19 protein-coding genes and 1 pseudogene are annotated in these 21,001 nt (G+C 69.5%); 4 read left to right on the top strand and 16 right to left on the bottom strand.

The window, feature by feature from the left end; translation table 11 throughout:
* Nucleotides 1-3: 3 nt before the first annotated feature.
* Genes nuoK through ACFU97_RS34340 form a run of 11 tightly spaced genes read right to left on the bottom strand, consistent with a single transcriptional unit; the run spans nt 4 to nt 10,843 of the window.
* A complete protein-coding gene (gene nuoK, locus ACFU97_RS34390) occupies nt 4-303 on the bottom strand; it encodes an NADH-quinone oxidoreductase subunit NuoK (RefSeq protein ID WP_242779136.1) in 300 nt (99 codons plus the stop codon).
* A complete protein-coding gene (locus tag ACFU97_RS34385; RefSeq protein ID WP_384264477.1) occupies nt 300-1,139 on the bottom strand; it encodes an NADH-quinone oxidoreductase subunit J in 840 nt (279 codons plus the stop codon). Before ACFU97_RS34385 ends, nuoK begins: the two co-directional genes overlap by 4 nt.
* The gene (nuoI, locus tag ACFU97_RS34380; RefSeq protein WP_384264476.1) at nt 1,136-1,777 is read right to left on the bottom strand and encodes an NADH-quinone oxidoreductase subunit NuoI; all 642 of its coding nucleotides are present in this window, start codon (nt 1,775-1,777) and stop codon (nt 1,136-1,138) included. Before nuoI ends, ACFU97_RS34385 begins: the two co-directional genes overlap by 4 nt.
* Nucleotides 1,770-3,134, bottom strand: coding sequence for an NADH-quinone oxidoreductase subunit NuoH (gene nuoH / locus ACFU97_RS34375; RefSeq protein WP_384264474.1), 1,365 nt, complete (start codon nt 3,132-3,134; stop codon nt 1,770-1,772). The genes nuoI and nuoH overlap by 8 nt, the downstream gene beginning before the upstream one ends.
* Entirely contained in the window at nt 3,131-5,635 is a 2,505-nt protein-coding gene (locus tag ACFU97_RS34370; RefSeq protein WP_384264473.1) for an NADH-quinone oxidoreductase subunit G, read from the bottom strand. Before ACFU97_RS34370 ends, nuoH begins: the two co-directional genes overlap by 4 nt.
* Nucleotides 5,632-6,978, bottom strand: a complete 1,347-nt coding sequence (nuoF, locus tag ACFU97_RS34365) for an NADH-quinone oxidoreductase subunit NuoF (RefSeq protein WP_384264471.1) — start codon at nt 6,976-6,978, stop codon at nt 5,632-5,634. Before nuoF ends, ACFU97_RS34370 begins: the two co-directional genes overlap by 4 nt.
* Entirely contained in the window at nt 6,978-7,847 is an 870-nt protein-coding gene (gene nuoE / locus ACFU97_RS34360; protein WP_384264469.1) for an NADH-quinone oxidoreductase subunit NuoE, read from the bottom strand. The genes nuoF and nuoE overlap by 1 nt, the downstream gene beginning before the upstream one ends.
* Nucleotides 7,844-9,166 (bottom strand): NADH-quinone oxidoreductase subunit D, encoded by a 1,323-nt coding sequence (locus tag ACFU97_RS34355; RefSeq protein ID WP_384264467.1) that lies wholly within the window; start codon nt 9,164-9,166, stop codon nt 7,844-7,846. Before ACFU97_RS34355 ends, nuoE begins: the two co-directional genes overlap by 4 nt.
* On the bottom strand, nt 9,163-9,918 hold the full coding sequence (locus ACFU97_RS34350) for an NADH-quinone oxidoreductase subunit C (protein ID WP_384264465.1): 756 nt from the start codon (nt 9,916-9,918) through the stop codon (nt 9,163-9,165). The genes ACFU97_RS34355 and ACFU97_RS34350 overlap by 4 nt, the downstream gene beginning before the upstream one ends.
* The gene (locus tag ACFU97_RS34345; RefSeq protein ID WP_384264463.1) at nt 9,915-10,469 is read right to left on the bottom strand and encodes a NuoB/complex I 20 kDa subunit family protein; all 555 of its coding nucleotides are present in this window, start codon (nt 10,467-10,469) and stop codon (nt 9,915-9,917) included. Before ACFU97_RS34345 ends, ACFU97_RS34350 begins: the two co-directional genes overlap by 4 nt.
* A gap of 14 nt (nt 10,470-10,483) precedes the next feature.
* Nucleotides 10,484-10,843 (bottom strand): NADH-quinone oxidoreductase subunit A, encoded by a 360-nt coding sequence (locus tag ACFU97_RS34340; protein ID WP_003992243.1) that lies wholly within the window; start codon nt 10,841-10,843, stop codon nt 10,484-10,486.
* A gap of 764 nt (nt 10,844-11,607) precedes the next feature.
* On the opposite strand from ACFU97_RS34340, the gene ACFU97_RS34335 reads away from it, so the two are divergent.
* A complete protein-coding gene (locus ACFU97_RS34335; RefSeq protein ID WP_384264462.1) occupies nt 11,608-12,408 on the top strand; it encodes a C40 family peptidase in 801 nt (266 codons plus the stop codon).
* Between the two features lie 76 nt (nt 12,409-12,484).
* On the opposite strand, the gene ACFU97_RS34330 is transcribed toward ACFU97_RS34335, so the two are convergent.
* Entirely contained in the window at nt 12,485-14,299 is a 1,815-nt protein-coding gene (locus tag ACFU97_RS34330) for an FAD-dependent oxidoreductase (protein WP_384264460.1), read from the bottom strand.
* Nucleotides 14,300-14,422: 123 nt separating this feature from the next.
* Between ACFU97_RS34330 and ACFU97_RS34325 the strand changes: the two are divergent.
* Nucleotides 14,423-14,551 (top strand): annotated as a pseudogene (locus ACFU97_RS34325) (peptide deformylase); the annotation flags it as partial.
* 1 nt (nt 14,552) lies between these two features.
* Here ACFU97_RS34325 and ACFU97_RS34320 read toward each other — a convergent pair.
* A complete protein-coding gene (locus ACFU97_RS34320; RefSeq protein ID WP_384264459.1) occupies nt 14,553-15,845 on the bottom strand; it encodes a geranylgeranyl reductase family protein in 1,293 nt (430 codons plus the stop codon).
* Nucleotides 15,846-15,943: 98 nt separating this feature from the next.
* On the opposite strand from ACFU97_RS34320, the gene ACFU97_RS34315 reads away from it, so the two are divergent.
* The gene (locus ACFU97_RS34315) at nt 15,944-16,468 is read left to right on the top strand and encodes a GNAT family N-acetyltransferase (RefSeq protein ID WP_384264457.1); all 525 of its coding nucleotides are present in this window, start codon (nt 15,944-15,946) and stop codon (nt 16,466-16,468) included.
* 110 nt (nt 16,469-16,578) lie between these two features.
* Complete coding sequence (locus tag ACFU97_RS34310; RefSeq protein WP_384264456.1) at nt 16,579-16,887, top strand: PASTA domain-containing protein; 309 nt, start codon at nt 16,579-16,581, stop codon at nt 16,885-16,887.
* On the opposite strand, the gene ACFU97_RS34305 is transcribed toward ACFU97_RS34310, so the two are convergent.
* Genes ACFU97_RS34305 through ACFU97_RS34295 form a run of 3 tightly spaced genes read right to left on the bottom strand, consistent with a single transcriptional unit; the run spans nt 16,874 to nt 20,983 of the window.
* Complete coding sequence (locus ACFU97_RS34305; protein ID WP_384264454.1) at nt 16,874-17,569, bottom strand: demethylmenaquinone methyltransferase; 696 nt, start codon at nt 17,567-17,569, stop codon at nt 16,874-16,876. The genes ACFU97_RS34310 and ACFU97_RS34305 overlap by 14 nt on opposite strands.
* 23 nt (nt 17,570-17,592) lie before the next feature.
* On the bottom strand, nt 17,593-18,693 hold the full coding sequence (locus tag ACFU97_RS34300) for an acyltransferase (protein ID WP_384264453.1): 1,101 nt from the start codon (nt 18,691-18,693) through the stop codon (nt 17,593-17,595).
* Nucleotide 18,694: 1 nt separating this feature from the next.
* On the bottom strand, nt 18,695-20,983 hold the full coding sequence (locus ACFU97_RS34295; RefSeq protein WP_384264452.1) for a bifunctional polysaccharide deacetylase/glycosyltransferase family 2 protein: 2,289 nt from the start codon (nt 20,981-20,983) through the stop codon (nt 18,695-18,697).
* Nucleotides 20,984-21,001 lie beyond the last annotated feature (18 nt).

Raw genomic sequence — 21,001 nt, 5'->3', positions numbered from 1 at the left:
CCCTCAGAGCTTCATCAGGCTGGCGTCGTCGACCGAGGCCGAGTGGCGGGAACGGAACAGGGACACGATGATCGCGAGCCCGACCACGACCTCCGCCGCGGCGACGACCATCGTGAAGAAGGCGATGATCTGGCCGTCGAGGTTGCCGTGCATCCGGGAGAAGGTGACGAACGCGAGGTTGCAGGCGTTCAGCATCAGCTCGATGCACATGAACACGACGATCGCGTTGCGCCGGATCAGCACGCCGGTGGCGCCGATCGTGAACAACAGGGCCGACAGATACAGGTAGTTGACCGGGTTCACTGCGACGCCTCCTCCTTCTTGAAGGTGGCCGGTTCGATCTCGGTGCGCTCCAGGCGCTCCTCGGCGCGCTGCTCCAGCGCCTTGAGGTCGTTGAGCGCCTCGGCCGACACGTCGCGGATCTGGCCGCGGTCGCGCAGCGTCTTGCTGACGGTGAGGTCGGACGGGGTGCCGTCGGGCAGCAGACCCGCGATGTCCACCGCGTTGTGCCGCGCGTACACGCCCGGCGCCGGCAGCGGCGGGATGTACTTGCCCTCGCGCACGCGCTGTTCGGACAGCTCGCGCTGCGTCTTGGCGCGCTCGGTGCGCTCGCGGTGGGTGAGCACCATGGCGCCGACGGCGGCCGTGATCAGCAGGGCGCCGGTGATTTCGAAGGCGAAGACGTACTTGGTGAAGATGAGGGCCGCGAGGCCCTCCACATTGCCGTTCGCATTCGCCTGGGCGAGGCCGTCGAAGTCCTTCAGCGACGCGTTGCCGATCCCGCCGAGCAGCAGGACACCGAAGCCGAGGCCGCACAGAAGGGCCAGCCAGCGCTGGCCCTTGATGGTCTCCTTCAGGGAGTCCGCCGCCGTCACGCCGACCAGCATCACCACGAACAGGAACAGCATCATGATCGCGCCGGTGTAGACGACGATCTGCACGATGCCCAGGAAGTAGGCGCCGTTGGCGAGGTAGAACACCGCCAGGATGATCATGGACCCGGCGAGCGACAGCGCGCTGTGGACGGCCTTCTTCATGAAGACCGTGGACAGCGCGCCGATCACGGCGACGGTGCCGAGGACCCAGAACTGGAAGGCCTCTCCGGTGGAGGTGGAGTAGGCGGCGAGTTGAGCGCTCATCGGCCGATCACCTTCTCCGAGGCGGGCTCGTCCTCGCCGAAGGTCGAGGCGGCCTCCTGGACGACCTCGCCCTTGGAGACGGCGACCTGGCGCTCCGTGCCGGGTGCGGCCTCGGTGACCAGCCCCCGGTAGTAGTCCTGCTCGTCCATCCCCGGGTAGATGGCGTGCGGGCTGTCGACCATTCCCTCTTCCAGACCGGCGAGCAGCTGCTCCTTGGTGTAGATGAGGTTGGCCCGGCTCGAGTCCGCGAGCTCGAACTCGTTGGTCATCGTCAGCGCGCGCGTGGGGCACGCCTCGATGCACAGGCCGCACAGGATGCAGCGGGCGTAGTTGATCTGGTACACGCGGCCGTACCGCTCGCCCGGCGAGTAGCGCTCCTCGTCCGTGTTGTCCGCGCCCTCCACGTAGATCGCGTCGGCGGGGCAGGCCCAGGCGCACAGCTCGCAGCCGACGCACTTCTCCAGGCCGTCCGGATGGCGGTTGAGCTGGTGCCGTCCGTGGAACCGGGGGGCAGTGGTCTTCTGCTGCTCCGGGTACTGCTCGGTCAGCCGCTTCTTGAACATGGCCTTGAAGGTCACGCCGAAGCCGGCGACGGGGTTCATGAAACCGGGCTTGGTCTCCTTGGGCTCCTCAGCCATCGGACGCCTCCTTTCCATCCGAAGATCCGTCACTGGCAGTATCCGACCCACCACTGACAATCAACTCCCGCTCGCGGCGCGGGCTGCGCCTCGGCACCGGCGGGAGCTCCTGTCCGGGGAGCGGAGGCACGGGGAATCCGCCGGCCATCGCGTCGAAGCCGGCCGGTTCGGCGACCGGCTGCCCGACCGTCCGGTTCTTCTCGCGGAACATGTCGGCGACGAAGGACAGGAGCAGCAGGGCCAGGACGCCGCCGCCGATGTAGAGGGCGATGTCGGCGAAGTCGTAGTTCTCGTTCCTGAGGGCCCGGACGGTCGCGACCAGCATCAGCCAGACGACGGAGACCGGGATGAGGACCTTCCAGCCGAGCTTCATCAGCTGGTCGTAGCGGACCCGCGGGAGCGTGCCGCGCAGCCAGATGAAGAAGAACAGCAGCAGCTGGACCTTGATCACGAACCACAGGAGCGGCCACCAGCCGTGGTTGGCACCCTCCCAGAAGGTGCTGATCGGCCAGGGGGCGCGCCAGCCGCCGAGGAAGAGCGTGGCCGACACGGCCGAGACCGTCACCATGTTCACGTACTCGGCGAGCATGAACATCGCGAACTTGATCGACGAGTACTCGGTGTTGAAGCCGCCGACCAGGTCGCCCTCGGACTCCGGCATGTCGAAGGGGGCGCGGTTGGTCTCGCCGACCATCGTGACGACGTAGAGGATGAAGGAGACCGGCAGCAGGACGATGTACCAGCGGTCGTGCTGCTGCTCGACGATCGTCGACGTCGACATCGACCCCGAGTAGAGGAAGACGGAGGCGAAGGCGGCGCCCATGGCGATCTCGTACGAGATCATCTGCGCGCAGGAGCGCAGGCCGCCCAGGAGCGGGTAGGTGGAGCCGGAGCTCCAGCCCGCGAGCACGATGCCGTAGATGCCGACCGAGGCGACCGCGAGGATGTAGAGCATCGCGATCGGCAGGTCGGTGAGCTGCATCGTCGTACGGTGGCCGAAGATCGAGATCTCGTTGTCGGCCGGGCCGAAGGGGATCACCGCGATCGCCATGAAGGCCGGGATGGCGGCGACGATCGGCGCGAGGACGTACACCACCTTGTCGGCGCGCTTGACGATGACGTCTTCCTTGAGCATCAGCTTGATGCCGTCGGCGAGCGACTGGAGCATGCCCCAGGGGCCGTGCCGGTTGGGGCCGATGCGCAGCTGCATCCAGGCGACGACCTTGCGCTCCCAGACGATCGAGAACAGCACGGTCACCATCAGGAAGGCGAAGCAGAACACCGCCTTGACGACGACCAGCCACCAGGGGTCGCGGCCGAACATCGAGAGGTCTTCAGCGGCGAGGTACGGGCTCATGCCTCCACCTCCTTCGGGGCCTCGCCGACGAGCGTCGCCGGGCCGATGCGGACGAGAGCGCCGGGCAGCGCCCCGGTGTCGGAGGCGACGCCCCTGCCGACGGAGTTCAGCGGGAGCCAGACCACGCGGTCGGGCATCTCCGTGATGCGCAGCGGGAGTTCGACCGATCCGGCGGGGCCGGTGACGGCGAGGAGGTCACCGTCCTTGACGCCCGCCTCGGCGGCGGTCGCGGCCGACACGCGCGCGTGGGCGGCGTGCCGGGTTCCGGCGAGCGCCTCGTCGCCCTCCTGGAGGAGGCCCTGGTCGAGCAGGAGACGGTGGCCCGACAGGACGGCCTCCCCGGCGGCGGGCCGCGGCAGTGCGCCGCCGCGCTCCAGCGGTTCGGTGGCCCGCGGTCCGTCCCAGGGGCCCAGCCGGTCGATCTCCGCACGCACGGTGCGCAGATCGGGCAGTCCCAGGTGGACGTCCATGGCGTCGGCCAGCATCTGCAGCACGCGCGCGTCGGTGGGCGCGAGGCGGCGGATCATCTGGTCGGGCTTGAGCGCGGCGTCGAAGAAGCGCACCCGGCCTTCCCAGTTGAGGAAGGTGCCGGCCTTCTCGGCGACCGCGGCGACGGGCAGCACCACGTCCGCCAGCTCGCTGACCTCGCTGGGCCGCAGCTCCAGCGAGACCACGAAACCGGCCTCGTGAAGTGCTTCACGCGCGCGTGCCGGGTCGGGCAGATCGGCGATCTCGACGCCCGCGACGACCAGTGCCTGCAGCTCGCCGCTCACGGCGGCCTCGACGATCTGGCCGGTGTCGCGGCCGTAGCGGTGCGGGAGTTCGGCCACGCCCCAGGCCGCGGCGACCTCCTCGCGCGCGCGGGGGTCGGTCGCCGGGCGCCCGCCCGGCAGCAGCGACGGCAGCGCGCCGACCTCGAGCGCACCGCGCTCTCCGGCCCGGCGCGGGATCCACGCCAGCTGGGCGCCGGTCGCGGAGGCGGCCCGCACGGCGGCGGTGAGCCCGCCGGCGACCGCGGCCAGCCGTTCGCCGACGACGATGACCGAGCCCTCGGCGCGCAGCGCCTCGGCGGCCTTCGAGCCGTCGCCCTCCAGGCCGACCCCGCCCGCGAGGGCGTCCAGCCACTCCGACTCGGTGCCGGGAGCCGCCGGAAGCAGCGTGCCGCCGGCCTTCTCCAGACCGCGCGTGGCGTGCGTGGCCAGCGAGAACACCTTCAGTCCGTGCTTGCGCCAGGCCTTGCGCAGCCTCAGGAAGACGCCGGGCGCCTCCTCCTCGGCCTCGAACCCGACCAGCAGGACGGCGGGTGCCTTCTCCAGCGAGGCGTACGTGGCGCCCGTACCGTCGAGGTCGCGTCCGCGTCCGGCGATCCGCGCCGCCAGGAAGTCGGCCTCCTCGCTGGTGTGCACCCGCGCGCGGAAGTCGATGTCGTTCGTGTCGAGCGCCACGCGCGCGAACTTGCTGTAGGCGTAGGCGTCCTCGACGGTGAGGCGGCCGCCGGTGAGGACGCCGGTCCGGCCGCGCGAGGCGAGCAGCCCCTGCGCGGCGATCTGCAGCGCCTCCGGCCAGGAGGCGGGCTCCAGCTCGCCCTCGGCGTTGCGCACCAGGGGGTGTTCGAGCCGGTCGCGCTGCTGCGCGTACCGGAACGCGAACCGCCCCTTGTCGCAGATCCACTCCTCGTTGACCTCGGGGTCGTTGGCCGCGAGGCGGCGCATGACCTTGCCGCGCCGGTGGTCGGTGCGGGTGGCGCAGCCGCCGGAGCAGTGCTCGCACACGCTCGGCGAGGACACCAGGTCGAAGGGGCGGGAGCGGAATCGGTACGCCGCCGAGGTCAGCGCGCCGACCGGGCAGATCTGAATGGTGTTGCCGGAGAAGTACGACTCGAAGGGGTCGCCCTCACCGGTGCCGACCTGCTGCAGCGCGCCTCGCTCGAGCAGCTCGATCATCGGGTCGCCCGCGACCTGGTTGGAGAACCGGGTGCAGCGGGCGCACAGCACGCACCGCTCGCGGTCGAGCAGCACCTGCGTGGAGATCGGCACGGGCTTCTCGTACGTCCGCTTCTTGCCCTCGAAGCGGGAGTCGGCCTGGCCGTGCGACATGGCCTGGTTCTGCAGCGGGCACTCGCCGCCCTTGTCGCAGACCGGGCAGTCCAGCGGGTGGTTGATGAGCAGCAGCTCCATCACACCGTGCTGGGACTTCTCGGCGACGGGCGAGGTCAGCTGCGTCTTGACGACCATGCCGTCCGTGCACGTGATGGTGCAGGACGCCATCGGCTTACGCTGGCCCTCGACCTCGACGATGCACTGGCGGCAGGCACCGACCGGGTCGAGAAGGGGATGGTCGCAGAACCGGGGGATCTCGATGCCGAGCTGCTCGGCGGCCCGGATGACCAGGGTGCCCTTGGGCACGCTGATCTCGGCGCCGTCGATCGTCAGCGAGACGAGATCTTCCGGCGGGACCGCCGCCTCTCCCCCTCCGGAGGGAGCGCTGGTGGTCACAGTCATGCGTTCACCTCCGTGCGGTCGGCCCAGGCCGTCGACTTGGCCGGGTCGAAGGGGCAGCCGCGGCCCGTGATGTGCTGCTCGTACTCCTCGCGGAAGTACTTCAGCGAGGAGAAGATCGGCGAGGCGGCGCCGTCGCCGAGGGCGCAGAACGACTTGCCGTTGATGTTGTCGGCGATGTCGTTCAGCTTGTCGAGGTCGGACATCACGCCCTTGCCGGCCTCGATGTCGCGCAGCAACTGCACGAGCCAGTACGTGCCTTCGCGGCACGGTGTGCACTTGCCGCAGGACTCGTGGGCGTAGAACTCGGTCCAGCGGGTGACGGCGCGCACGACGCAGGTCGTCTCGTCGAAGCACTGCAGGGCCTTGGTGCCGAGCATGGAACCGGCGGCGCCGACGCCCTCGTAGTCGAGGGGTACGTCGAGGTGCTCGTCGGTGAACATCGGCGTCGAGGAGCCGCCCGGCGTCCAGAACTTGAGGCGGTGGCCCGCCCGCATGCCGCCGCTCATGTCGAGCAGCTGGCGCAGCGTGATGCCGAGCGGGGCCTCGTACTGGCCGGGGCTCGCGACGTGGCCGCTGAGGGAGTAGAGCGTGAAGCCCGGGGACTTCTCGCTGCCCATCGAGCGGAACCATTCCTTGCCCCGATGGAGGATCGCGGGAACCGACGCGATCGACTCGACGTTGTTCACAACAGTCGGGCACGCATAGAGGCCCGCCACGGCGGGGAAAGGGGGACGGAGCCGCGGTTGACCCCGGCGGCCTTCGAGCGAGTCGAGCAGTGCGGTCTCCTCACCGCAGATGTACGCGCCGGCGCCGGCGTGCACGGTGAGTTCCAGGTTCAGGCCGCTGCCCAGGATGTTCTCGCCGAGGTAGCCGGCCTCGTAGGCCTCGCGCACGGCCTCGTGCAACCGCCGCAGAACGGGGACGACTTCACCCCGCAGATAGATGAAGGCATGCGACGACCTGATGGCGTAACACGCGATGACGATGCCCTCGATGAGGCTGTGCGGGTTGGCGAAGAGGAGCGGGATGTCCTTGCACGTCCCGGGCTCCGACTCGTCGGCGTTGACAACTAGATAGTGCGGTTTTCCATCTCCCTGGGGAATGAACTGCCATTTCATTCCCGTCGGGAATCCCGCGCCGCCGCGGCCGCGCAGACCGGAGTCCTTGACGTACGCGATGAGGTCGTCCGGCGACATCGCGAGCGCCTTGCGGAGTCCCTCGTATCCCTCGTGCCTCTTGTAGACGTCCAGCGACCAGGACCTGTCCTCGTCCCAGAAGGCCGACAGCACGGGTGCGAGCAGCTTCTCGGGGCTGGTGTCTTTGAGTTCGGGTGCCAAGGTCATCACTCCCCCTCCTCAGCGGTGGGCCCGGCCGGGTGGGCCGGGTCGGAGGCCGACGTCTCCTGCGGCGCGTCGTGTGCGCTCAGGCGCTCGGTCGGCGACGGGTCGTGCACGGCCCTGTCCTGCTCGTCGTGCGGCCCACCGTCCCGCGGATGGACCACGCGCGCGGGTGCGGCCTCTCCCCTGGCCAGGCGGAGGCCCACCAGCGAGGCCGGTCCCGCACTGCCGCTCTCCTCGACGGCCCCGGGCCGCTCGTCGGGGAAGCCGGCCAGGATCCGCGCGGTCTCCTTGAAGGTGCACAGACGCGCCCCGCGCGTGGGCTCGACCTCCCGTCCCGCGCGCAGGTCGTCGACGAGGCGCTTGGCGCTGGCCGGGGTCTGGTCGTCGAAGAACTCCCAGTTGACCATCACCACGGGCGCGAAGTCGCAGGCCGCGTTGCACTCGATGTGCTCCAGGGTGACCTTGCCGTCGCCGGTGGTCTCGCCGTTGCCGATGCCGAGGTGCTCCTGGAGCTCCTCGAAGATCGCGTCGCCGCCCATCACCGCGCACAGCGTGTTGGTGCAGACGCCCACCTGGTAGTCACCGCTCGGCTTGCGCCGGTACATCGTGTAGAAGGTCGCGACGGCGGTGACCTCGGCCGTGGTCAGCTCCAGCATGTCCGCGCAGAACTGCATCCCGGTGCGCGTGACATGGCCCTCCTCGGACTGCACCAGGTGCAGCAGCGGCAGGAGCGCGGACCGGGAGTCGGGGTAGCGGGCGATCACCTCGCGCGCGTCCGTCTCGAGCCGGGCCCGGACGTCGTCCGGGTAGGCGGGCGCGGGCAGTTCGGGCATGCCCAGGCTGACGCCTCGCTCCGAAGAACTGGTGGTCACCGGTCGACGCCTCCCATCACGGGGTCGATGGACGCGACGGCGACGATGACGTCGGCGACCTGGCCGCCCTCGCACATCGCCGCCATGGCCTGCAGGTTGGTGAAGGACGGGTCGCGGAAGTGGACCCGGAAGGGGCGGGTGCCGCCGTCGGACACCGCATGCACCCCGAGTTCGCCCTTGGGCGACTCGACGGCCGCGTACGCCTGTCCCGGCGGAACGCGGAAGCCCTCGGTGACCAGCTTGAAGTGGTGGATCAGGGCCTCCATGGAGGTGCCCATGATCTTCTTGATGTGGTCGAGGGAGTTGCCGAGCCCGTCCGGTCCCAGGGCGAGCTGGGCGGGCCAGGCGATCTTCTTGTCGGCGACCATGACCGGTCCGGGCTGGAGTCGGTCCAGGCACTGCTCGACGATCCCGAGCGACTGGCGCATCTCCTCCAGACGGATCAGGAAGCGCCCGTAGGAGTCGCAGGTGTCGGCGGTCGGGACCTCGAAGTCGTACGTCTCGTAGTCGCAGTACGGCTGCGCCTTGCGCAGGTCGTGCGGCAGACCGGTGGAGCGCAGGATCGGGCCGGTGGCGCCGAGGGCCATGCAGCCGGCCAGGTCGAGGTAACCGACGTCCTGCATACGGGCCTTGAAGATGGGGTTCCCGGTGGCGAGCTTGTCGTACTCCGGGAGGTTCTTCTTCATCTTCTTCACGAACTCGCGGATGTGGTCCACCGCGCCGGGCGGCAGGTCCTGCGCGAGTCCGCCGGGGCGGATGTACGCGTGGTTCATCCGCAGGCCCGTGATGAGCTCGTAGATGTCGAGAATCATTTCACGATCACGGAATCCGTAGATCATGATCGTGGTGGCGCCGAGCTCCATGCCGCCGGTGGCGATGCACACCAGGTGGGAGGAGAGCCGGTTCAGCTCCATCAGGAGCACCCGGATGATCTTGGCTCGCTCGGTGATCTGGTCCTCGATGCCGAGGAGCTTCTCGACGGCGAGACAGTAGGCGGTCTCGTTGAAGAAGGACGTCAGGTAGTCCATGCGCGTCACGAACGTGGTGCCCTGCGTCCACGTGCGGAACTCGAGGTTCTTCTCGATGCCCGTGTGGAGGTAGCCGATGCCGCAGCGGGCCTCGGTGACCGTCTCGCCGTCGATCTCCAGGATCAGGCGGAGCACCCCGTGGGTGGACGGGTGCTGGGGACCCATGTTGACGACGATGCGCTCGTCGTCGGCGCGGGCCGCGGACTGGACGATCTCGTCCCAGTCGCCACCGGTGACCGTATATACGGTGCCCTCGGTGGTCTCGCGGGCCGATGCTGACTGCGTGCTCACGAGTACGACCTCCGCTGGTCCGGAGCCGGGATCTGGGCGCCCTTGTACTCGACGGGGATGCCGCCGAGGGGGTAGTCCTTGCGCTGCGGGTGGCCCTGCCAGTCGTCCGGCATCATGATCCGGGTCAGGGCCGGGTGACCGTCGAAGACGATGCCGAAGAAGTCGTAGGTCTCGCGCTCGTGCCAGTCGTTGGTGGGATACACGGAGACCAGCGACGGGATCCTCGGGTCGCCGTCGGGGGCGCTGACCTCGACGCGGATCAGCCGGTTGTGGGTGATCGAGCGCAGGTGGTAGACGGCGTGCAGCTCGCGGCCCTTGTCGTGCGGGTAGTGCACGCCGCTGACGCCGGTGCACAGTTCGAAGCGCAGGGCCGGGTCGTCGCGCAGGGTCTGGGCTACGCGCAGCAGGTGCTCGCGCTCGACGTGGAAGGTGAGCTCGCCGCGGTCGACGACCGTCTTCTCGATCGCGTTGTCGGGGAGCAGTCCCTGTTCCTCCAGGGCGCCCTCGAGTTCGTCGGCGACCTCGTCGAACCACCCGCCGTAGGGGCGGGCCGCGGGTCCCGGGAGGCGGACCGAGCGGACCAGGCCGCCGTAGCCGGAGGTGTCGCCGCCGTTGCTGGCGCCGAACATGCCGCGCTGGACGCGGATCTCCTCGCCGCCCTCGCCGCGCTGGCCGGGGAGGTTGGAGGCGCCGAGGTCCTTCTCCGGGTTCACCCCGTTCGACGCTTCGTTGGTGCCGTTCGCCTCGCTCACCGCAGCAGCCCCTTCATCTCGATCGTGGGCAGGGCCTTGAGGGCTGCTTCCTCCGCCTCGCGGGCCGCTTCCGCGGCGTTCACGCCGAGCTTGGAGGACTGGATCTTCTGGTGCAGCTTGAGGATGGCGTCCAGCAGCATCTCGGGCCGCGGCGGGCAGCCGGGCAGGTAGATGTCGACGGGGACGATGTGGTCGACGCCCTGGACGATCGCGTAGTTGTTGAACATGCCGCCCGAGGAGGCGCAGACCCCCATGGAGATCACCCACTTCGGGTTCGGCATCTGGTCGTAGACCTGGCGCAGCACCGGCGCCATCTTCTGGCTCACCCGGCCGGCCACGATCATGAGGTCCGCCTGGCGGGGCGAACCTCGGAAGACCTCCATGCCGAAGCGCGCCAGGTCGTAGCGCCCGGCGCCGGTGGTCATCATCTCGATGGCACAGCAGGCGAGGCCGAACGTGGCCGGGAAGACGGACGCCTTGCGCACCCAGCCCGCGGCCTGCTCGACGGTGGTCAGCAGGAATCCGCTCGGCAGCTTTTCTTCGAGTCCCATGTTCTAAAGGCCCCTCAGTCCCATTCCAGGCCGCCGCGCCGCCATACGTACGCGTACGCGACGAAGACGGTGAGCACGAAGAGCAGCATCTCCACGAGCCCGAAGATCCCCAGGGCGTCGAAGGTGACGGCCCAGGGGTAGAGGAAGACGATCTCGATGTCGAAGACGATGAAGAGCATCGCCGTCAGGTAGTACTTGATGGGGAAACGCCCGCCGCCGGCCGGCGTGGGGGTCGGCTCGATGCCGCACTCGTAGGCCTCGAGCTTGGCCCGGTTGTAACGCTTCGGACCGATCAGCGTGGCCATGACCACGGAGAAGATCGCAAAGCCTGCCCCGAGGGCTCCCAGTACGAGGATGGGCGCATACGCGTTCACCGCTCCTCGCTCCTCTCAGTCGGCACTGACTGCTGGCGATGGCGGGCTCACACCCACCTCATACGCCCCTCTCACCCCGTCCGTCCCGGCGAAGATCGAGAACATGTGAAGCAGGTCACAAGCCCAACTGCCTCGCATCTTATGCCCGACGCTCTGTGATCTGCGACACGGGGTATTGCACAAGCTTTGTGATCTCCACCACCTGACGAAGGATCATGAAGTCGGATGAGCAGTGATCTTCGTACGTGAAGCGTCCGACTGATCACCAGAGGTGACATTTCCGCTTGTCGGCGCAGTTCGGAAGGGGCGTCTCCATATCAAGATGCTTCCCTTGCATGCAAATTGGCGGTGGACGACCTGTCCTGATAAAGGCGCCCGTTCACACATCAGAGGGAGGAGCGCGGTGCGATGTGGACGCGTGCACGCGTTCACGAGCGGAGCCCGGTCGTGACCCCGGCGCGATCTCGTCGTGATCTACGCGCGTGACGCACGCACCGGCGTGACCGTTGCGTGACCTCCGCCACACTCATGAGAGGCGCATGAGAACGGGGCTTGGCCAACTGCCTCAACCGGTGGTAAGCGCGGGGCAATTCGGGCGTAACGATGAAAGACCGTGATCACGAGGGCAATGGGTGACGCCCGCAATGTCCGTTACGGCGTCAATAAGGGCCGCTGGAACCAGGTTTCGGGGCGTCAGTTGAACAACTGTGGCGCAGCACACGTTTCTTGAAGGTATGGAGGAGCCCCTGATACCGGTTGTTCTCATGTCCCACACCGCTCACATACGCAGCCACCGGAAACCCCGCCGCACCGCGACGACGTCGCTCGCGATGCGCGTCGGTGTGACCGGTGGCGTCCTCAGCATGGCAGCGGCGGGCGCGTCGGCTTCGGCGAACGCCGCCGAGCCGGTGACGCAGACGCTCGAACTGCCCACCCTGACGGCCGATCTGGCCTCTCAGGTCGCCCAGTCCGCGGACGCCACGCAGCAGGCGGCCGCGAACTACCAGCTGCAGGCCGAGCGTGACGCGGCCGCCGCAAAGGCCGCCAAGCAGGCCAAGTCGGACCTCGCCGAGGCCAAGCACAAGGCCGCGGCCAAGAAGAAGGCGGCCCAGGAGGCCGCTCGCAAGGCCGCTGCCGAGCGCGCCTCGCGCAGCACGGAGCGGACCACCCTGTCCGCCTCCACGAGCACCACCAGCTCCTCCACGGCCACCGGTTCGGCCGCGGCGGTCATCGCCTTCGTGAAGGCTCAGGTCGGCGACGCGTACGTTTCCGGCGGCACCGGCCCCAACTCGTGGGACTGCTCCGGTCTGGTGCAGGCGGCCTTCAAGCAGGTCGGCGTCGACCTGCCGCGCGTCTCGCAGGACCAGTCGACGGCCGGCACCCAGGTCTCGCTGAGCAACCTCCAGCCGGGCGACATCCTGTACTGGGGTGGCGCGGGCAGCGCGTACCACGTCGCGGTGTACGTGGGCGACGGCATGTTCGTCGGCGCGCAGAACCCGTCCACCGGCGTCGTGGAGAAGCCGCTCTCCTACGACCCGCCGACCGGCGCGGTGCGGGTGCTCTGACGCACGGCGCAGCACGAACGGCCGGAAGGGCCGCAGCCGCTCGGGGGCTGCGGCCCTTCCGCCCGTTTCGCCGGGTTCAGCCCAGATCGAAGGTGTTGGGCAGGCCCAGCCTGTAGCGGAGCTCGTCGACCCGCTTGAGGGGTTCCATCTCCGGCGGGCGGTACAGCTCCTGGATCTCGCAGGGCGGCGCGTCCGAATTGTCCGCACTCAGCAGGGCGTTGACGGCCCGTCGCGCGGCCTCGTTGGCCCCCTCCATCGTCGCGAGGTCGACGTCCGTGCGGACGTAGTCGCCGGCGAGGAAGAAGTTCGGCACCCTCGTGCGGGCCGAAGGACGGTTGTAGAGCGTGCCCGTGGGGTGGATGAGGAGCTGCTCGCGGTTCTGCGGGTCGGGGCCGCCCAGGCCCGTCACCGCCGGGTCCATGAACCAGCCGAGGCGGTCCTCGTCGGTCAGCGTCGTCTTGCCGGAGTCGTTCAGGGCGTCCTTCAGCTGCGCCCAGAGTTCGGCGACGATTTCGTCCTTGGTGCACTCCTTGGCCGTTTTGCCGTAAAGAATGCCGGGCTTGTCCCACTCGGAGATGATTGCGGACAGGCAGTCGTGGGCCCGTCCGTCGCCGTAGTCGCGCGAGAAGTCCCGTACGTCCCAGAACTGGGCCTGGCCGATGCCCGTCACCGACCAGGGCGAGTCGAGGCAGTTGATGTGACCGTGCACGACGGGTGTGGGCGTGCGCAGGTAGAACATCACGCCGGTCATCCAGTCCGTCCGCAGCGCGTCGCACCTGGCGAGCTGCGGGTCGGCCGCCCGCAGCGCCGCGCCCCACGTCGCGCGCGCGTGCTCGACGGGCAGCGCGGAGACGTAGTGGTCGGCGGTGACCGTGCGCTCCTGGCCGCCGTCGCGCGCGGAGACGCGTACGCCGGTGACCCGGCCGGCCTCGCAGACCACCTCGTGCACCTGGGTGCCCGTCACGAACTCGACGCCGAGCGAGCGGAGGTGGGCCTCCCAGGGGTCGATCCACGCCTCGCTCGTCGGGGCGTTCAGGACACGGTCGATGTCGGCGTCGCCGTCCAGGCCCCGGCCGAGCAGACCCCACAGGATCAGGGCCTCGATGATGACGCGGCCGACGGTGCGGGTGGACGCCACCTCCGCGCGCGTGGCGACGAGGTTGCGGGTCTGGCCGATGCCGAGGAGGGTGCGGTACTCGTCGCTCATCTCCCCGGCGCGGATGAAGTCCCACCACGCGACCTTCTCCCACTGGTCCTCGCGGCGGGCGTCGCAGCTCGTGAGGTGGACGAGGACGCGGTCGGCGAAGTAGGCGGCCTCGTGGGCGGGCAGGCGGGTGCCGAGGTCGAGGACGGAGAGGATCTGGTCGCGGATCCACGACGGGGTGAGGTCACCGGGAGCGGGCGGCGTGGTGACGCGGCGCAGCGGGAAGTGGAGGTCGGGCCGGCCGGCGCTACGGGCGAACAGCTCCTCGGTGGCGCCCCGCAGGTTGCCGTGGACGCCGCTCGCGTTGCCGGGGAAGGGGATGCGGCGCATCGTGTCCGGCAGGTTCCGGTAGAAGCCGGGGAAGAAGCGGAAGCCGTGCTCGCCCGGGAGGGGGCTGCGGCCACCGCTCGCGGTGCCCGGCACGTCCATCGAGCGGGCCTTGCCGCCGAGGATGTCGTAGTACTCGTAGACGGTGACCGCGTAGCCGCGTTCGGCGAGTTCGTGGGCCGCGCTGAGGCCGGAGACCCCGCCGCCGAGGACGGCGACGCGCTTGCCCGCGCCCGCCGCGCTCGCGCGTCCCGCGGGCCATAAGGCGAGGGCGCCGGCCGCGCCGCCGGCTCCGGCGAGGAAGCGTCTGCGGGTGTGACCGGAGAACTCCTGCGCCTGCTCTGTGTGTTCTGTTGTCATGAGAACCGGAGGGTAGGCAGGGGCTCCGCAGGCCGGAACCCGCTTTTCCCGCCACCCACAGCATCCTCACAACCACAGGGAGACACAGACACGCCCGGCGTGTTCGCGCAGGGCAGGCCCGTCGAGCGGTGCCTGTCGGTGCCGGGTGCCGAGATGGACGTGCCGCGTCCGGACGCGCTGCGGCAGGTGGCGGACCGGCGCGAGGAGGTGTTCGCCCGCCGGGCCGCCGACGTCGAGGCGCTGAGCCGCTGACTCAGGCCTTCGGGGCCACCTTGCTCAGGCCGTTGATGATGCGGTCCATGGCGTCGCCGCCGGTCGGGTCGGTCAGGTTCGCCAGCATCTTCAGGGTGAACTTCATGAGCACCGGGTGGGTCAGGCCGCGCTGGGTCGCGATCTTCATGACCTTCGGGTTGCCGATGAGCTTCACGAAGGCGCGGCCCAGCGTGTAGTAGCCGCCGTAGGTGTCCTTCAGGACGCGCGGGTAGCGCTGCAGCGCCAGTTCGCGGCTCGCGGGCGTCGGGCGGGCGTGGGCCTGGACGATGACGTCGGCGGCGATCTGGCCGGACTCCATGGCGTAGGCGATGCCCTCGCCGTTGAAGGGGTTCACCAGGCCGCCGGCGTCGCCGACCAGGAGCAGGCCCTTGGTGTAGTGGGGCTGGCGGTTGAAGGCCATCGGGAGGGCGGCGCCGCGGATCGGGCCGGTCATGTTCTCCGGGGTGTAGCCCCAGTCCTCGGGCATGGAGGCGCACCAGGCCTTGAGGACCTCGCGCCAGTCCAGGTCCTTGAAGGAGGCCGAGGTGTTGAGCACGCCGAGGCCGACGTTCGAGGTGCCGTCGCCCATGCCGAAGATCCAGCCGTAGCCGGGCAGCAGCCGGTCCTGGGAGCCGCGGCGGTCCCACAGTTCCAGCCAGGACTCCAGGTAGTCGTCGTCGTGACGGGGCGACTCGAAGTACGTCCGCACGGCCACGCCCATCGGGCGGTCCTCGCGGCGGTGCAGGCCCATCGCGAGTGACAGGCGGGTGGAGTTGCCGTCGGCGGCTACCACCAGCGGCGCGTGGAAGGTGACCTCGCGCTTCTCGTCGCCGAGCTTGGCGTGCACGCCGGTGATGCGGCCGGTGCGGTCGTCGATGATCGGGGCGCCGACGTTGCAGCGCTCGTACAGCCGCGCGCCCGCCTTCTGGGCCTGCCGGGCGAGCTGCTCGTCGAAGTCGTCGCGCTTGCGCACGAGGCCGTAGTCGGGGAAGGAGGCGAGATCCGGCCAGTCGAGCTGGAGGCGGCTGCCGCCGCCGATGATGCGCAGGCCCTTGTTGCGCAGCCAGCCGGCTTCCTCGGAGATGTCGATGCCCATCGCCACGAGCTGTTTGACGGCGCGCGGGGTGAGGCCGTCGCCGCAGACCTTCTCGCGCGGGAACTCGGTCTTCTCCAGCAGCAGGACGTCCAGGCCCGACTTGGCCAGGTGGTAGGCGGTCGTGGAGCCGGCCGGCCCCGCGCCCACGACGATCACATCGGCGGTGTTCTCGGAGAGCGGCTCGGTCGCGACGGTCACGGCGGGATCTCCCCAACTTCGAAATCTCTGTGCCGGACGGCACGGGACAGGGGCAGTCTATTCAGCAGCACTGATCACCCGGCTGAAGGGCTGCCCTCGTGAACCGAGCTCTCCCCGTCGTACGGCTGCGCGTCCCCACCGACGAGGACGCGGTCGCCTGGCACCGGATCTTCGACGATCCGGAGGTCATGGAGTTCCACGGCGGCACGTCCGCCGAGCTGTCCGTCTACGAGGAGCTCACGGCCCGCCAGCGCCGGCACGACGCCGAGCTGGGGTTCTGCCTGTGGACCATGGTCGACGACGCCGGGCGGGTCGCCGGATTCACCGGCGCCCAGCCGTGGCCGCGGGACTGGGGGCCGACGGGCGAGATAGAGATCGGGTGGCGGCTCGGGCGGGAGTTCTGGGGCAAGGGCTACGCCACCGCGGCCGCGCAGATGACGCTGGAGCGGCTGCGGGCGGCCCAGGTCGCACACGTCGTGGCCATGGTCAGACCCGGAAACGAACGGTCCATCGCGGTCACCGAGCGACTCGGCATGGAGCTGAGGGAGACATATCCGCATCCCCAGCTCCCGGAAGAGGCACTCTGCTTCGGACTCGACCTCAGAAACGGTCACGCCGAGTAACCGACTGCTACAGAAAGACACTTGGCGCTTCCGGACGGCACCCCCTTGCGGTTACCCTGCCAGTACCGCTGGGGGTGACATCTGTGCGCATAACGCCCAAAACACCCGAAGTGCGCGTACCGCGGCTGGTCGGACTGATGGCCATGGACGCGCGCAGGACGGCCGAGGCCACCGGCCTCTTCCTGAACGCCCCGGATCGTCCCGACTTCCACCAGACCGTCGTCGAGTACGTCGTACGGCAGTACCCGCAGCCCAACGCCGAGGTGCCGCGGGACTCCGTGATCTACGTGTGGTTCGACTTCGGCGAGGGGGACGGCGGCGGAGGCGTGCGCGAGCCGCGCATCCCCGGGCCGCCGAGCGGTGGGCTCCAGCGCGAGCTCGACGAGCCGGGCGACCCGTACGTGGTCAGCTCTGCTTGAACCCGCGGTGCAGGGCCACGACCCCGCCCGTGAGGTTGCGCCACGCCACCTTCGACCAGCCGGCCTTCTGCAGCCGGTCGGCCAGCGCGGGCTGGTCGGGCCAGGCGCGGATGGACTCGGCGAGGTAGACGTAGGCGTCGGGGTTGGACGAGACCGTGCGGGCGACCGGCGGGAGGGCGCGCATCAGGTACTCGGTGTAGACCGTGCGGAACGGCGCCCAGGTCGGGTGCGAGAACTCGCAGATCACCACCCGGCCGCCGGGCCTGGTCACCCGGTACATCTCGCGCAGGGCCGCGTCGAAGTCCTGCACGTTGCGCAGCCCGAAGGAGATGGTGACGGCGTCGAAGGTGTCGTCCCTGAACGGCAGCCTCGTCGCGTCGCCCGCGGTCAGCGGCAGCCAGGGGTGCTTCTGCTTGCCGACCTGGAGCATGCCGAGCGAGAAGTCGCACGGGACGACGTACGCACCCGTGCGCGCGAAGGGCAGCGAGGAGGTCGCCGTGCCGGCCGCGAGGTCCAGGACCTTCTGCGCGGGCCGGGCGTCGACCGCCTTCGCCACCTCCTTGCGCCACACCCGGTCCTGGCCGAGCGACAGCACGTCGTTGGTCAGGTCGTACCGTTCCGCCACGTCGTCGAACATCGAGGCGACTTCGTGCGGCTGCTTGTTCAGGGAGGCGCGGGTCACCCCGCCATTGTTGCAGCCCGCCCTCACGGCACGAGTCGCGGCTTCTTCTTCGCGGCCACGTCCTCCACCCAGCCGCACAGCAGGACGAACACCGCGATCAGCAGCCAGCCGATGCCGAACATGAACCACTGGCTGTCGAGCGGCAGGTACCTCTCGAACGCGGGCACGTTCCAGAACTGGTCGATCAGCGGGACCGCCAGGATCAGCGCGATCTCGTGCCAGAGGTAGATCGTCACGGCGCGCGCGTTGAAGATCGTGACGATCCGGTCCAGCCGCCGCAGGCGCTGCAGCCCGGCGAAGTCGATCCGGAAGCGCGCCTTCGCCCACATCAGCAGCATCACGAAGCCGGCCGACCAGAAGGCCTGGGCGAGCGGGTTCTCGTCGAGATCGTAGGTCCCGAAGTCGGCCTGGTGGGCGAAGGCGTACCAGCCGCCGTAGGCCATCGCGGCGAGCGAGACCACGACCACCAGGGCCGGCCTCGTCCGCTGGAGGACGCCGTCGCGGTGGGCGAAGCCGAGCATCCAGCAGAAGAGGTACGTCGACAGGTCCCACAGGGCGCTGCCGAAGCGGTTGTCCGGGCCGGACCAGAGGAAGTTCAGGACCAGGACCGGGACCAGGGACAGCAGCAGGACGGGGACCGGGGCGAGCCGGAAGATCCGCAGCAGCAGCGGGGACAGCAGGACGAACCAGAGGTAGGTCCGCAGGTACCAGAGGATCTCCCACGCCTGCTCGCCCCAGGCGTTGCCCGGCGGGTCGCCGAGCGGCACGATCCAGTAGACGATCTGCCGGCCCGGCATCCAGCCATGGATCAGCATCGCGAGGACCACGAAGACGCCCCAGAACCAGAACGGCGGGAGCAGGCGCCTGAGGCGGCTCCTCAGCACCTTCGGCGCGGGGCGCTCCAGGGACTTCGCCATCAGGGTGCCGGCCAGGCCGAACATGACACCCATGGAGGGGAAGACCAGGCCGGCCCAGGCCCAGCCGAAGGTGTGGTACGTGACGACCCGGACCAGCGCCACGGCGCGCAGCGTGTCGAAGTAGCGGTCGCGTGCCGGGATGTGAGGCAGCGGGGCGGTGGTCACCACGTCCGTCGCGGTGGCGACCCCTCTTCGGTGCGAACCCATCTCAGCTCACCCCCGCCGGTGTTGCGACCTCGCCGGTCCGCTTCAGCTTCTGCCAGCGCAGCCGGCCGCCGGTCAGGGCGGTGATGCAGGAGTGGATGAGGACGAGGTACATCATCTGGCGGTAGGCCAGTTGCTGGAGCGGCATCATCAGCAGATACCGGTACTTCTCCCGGTCGAGGCCGAACGCGTAGGCCGCGCACCCGAGTTGGACGGCGAGCACCGCGAGCCAGGCGAGCAGCGCCGCCGTGAAGTCGACGAAGATCATCGAGTACGCGGTGAACACGTCGATCAGCGGGGCGCACACCGGCGTGACGATCTGGAAGATCACCACCAGCGGCATCCCGACCCGGCCGAAGCGGCCCGAAGGCCCCTTGTCCGTCAGGGACTTGCGGTGCTTCCACAGCGCCTGCATGGTGCCGTAGGACCAGCGGTAGCGCTGCGACCACAGCTGCTTGAGCGAACCCGGCGCCTCCGTCCAGGCCCTGGCGTGCTCCTGGTAGACGACCCGCCACCCGGCGCGGTGCATGGCGATGGTGATGTCGGTGTCCTCGGCGAGGGTGTCCTCGCTCATGCCGCCGACCTGGAGCACCGCCTCGCGGCGGAAGGCGCCGATCGCGCCCGGGATGGTGGGCATGCAGCGCAGCAGGTCGTACATGCGCCGGTCGAGGTTGAAACCCATGACGTACTCGATGTGCTGCCAGGCGCCGATGATGGTGTTGCGGTTGCCGACCTTGGCGTTGCCGGCGACCGCGCCGATCCCGGGGTCGGCGAAGGGCTGCACGAGCTGCCGTACGGTCTCCGGCTCGAAGACCGTGTCGCCGTCCATCATCACGACGATGTCGCAACTGGCGCTGCGGACGCCGTTGTTGAGGGCGGCCGGCTTGCCCCCGTTCTCCTGGCGGATCACCCGGACATTGGTCATGCCGAGCGCGTACGCCGCCTCGCGCGCGATCTCGGAGGTGCCGTCCGTGGAGCCGTCGTCGACCACGATGATCTCGATGGGATGGCTGCTCCTCGACAGCGACTCGAGGGTGTTGGCGATGCACTCCTTCTCGTTGTACGCCGGCACGATCACGCTGACCGGCCGGGTGACCGGTGGCCCCCAGCCGAACCGGCGTCTGTTGCGCTGTCTGTAGTGCCGCCGGGCGAGGATCACCATCATCCCGAAGCGGCCCATGACGGCCACGCCCACCACGATCAGCCCGGCCGAGAGCACCGGCAGCGCGTACTCGGCCACGGCTACGGCCACGATCAGCGCCTTGCCCTCGTAGAGGGTCGCGCCGGTGGCCTTGCGGTGCGCGGCCTGCAGCCGGCCGGTGGCCGAACCGTCCTGCGCCGCCTGGCCGTTGGGACCGTTCCCCGAGCGCGCGCCCGCGACCGCGGGAGCCGCGGTCCGCCCGCCGCCCGCGTTCCGCTGCTCGATGACGCCGCTGACGGTGGTGAAGGTGTAGCCCTTCGCCTTCATCCTCTTGATGTACTTCGGCAGCGCCTTGATCGTCTGCTCGCGGTCGCCGCCCGCGTCGTGCATGAGGACCGCGGCGCCCGACGTCCCCTTGGGCGTCGCCCAGCCGACGATCTTCGAGACGCCCGGCTTCTTCCAGTCGTCGCTGTCGGTGTCGACGAAGACGCTGGTGTAGCCCTCCTGGCCGAGCCTCTTGTAGACGGGCCAGCTGTAGTTGTCGATGGCATCCGTCTCCGAGGAGTACGGCGCCCGGAACAGCGTGGTCGTGATGCCGGCCGCGCCCGCGAGCGCGAGCTGGGTCTGCTCCATCTCGCGGTCGACCCGGGCGTCGCTCTGGTACGACAGGTCGACGTGCGTGAAGGTGTGGATGCCCACCTCGCTGCCCTGTTGGACCATGTCCCGCACGATCCCCGGGTAGCGCGAGACCATCGAGCCGACCAGGAAGAACGTGGCCGGGACGTCGTTCTCCGCCAGGATCTTCAGCACCTGGGGCGTGTACGTGGGGTTCGGGCCGTCGTCGAAGGTGAGGGCGATGGTCTTCTTCGGCACCGAGACCGTCGTGGCCCGCCCGCCCCGGAAGGTGAGGATGGGCCCGCCGTCGATGATCCGGTCCGGGACCTCGCTGGAACTGGCCCCGGTGCGCACGCGCTCGTCGCCGCCGACCTCGGCGCGCAGATAGCCGTCGAGCAGCATGACGCTGGTCAGCCCGAGCAGGACCAGCAGCGCGAGGATGACGCGCGGCTTCTGGAGGGCGGCGGCCCGGCCCGCGGCCCGCCGCATACGGGTGGGCGCCCGGCGACGGCCGCGGCTGGTGGATGTCGTCGTCATGAGTGTGGCCGCGTCCCG

This window comes from Streptomyces sp. NPDC057616 (assembly GCF_042800575.1).
Lineage (GTDB): Bacteria > Actinomycetota > Actinomycetes > Streptomycetales > Streptomycetaceae > Streptomyces.
The sequence above is the reverse complement of the archived record's forward strand: the minus strand, read 5'-3'. Positions and strand labels throughout refer to the sequence as shown.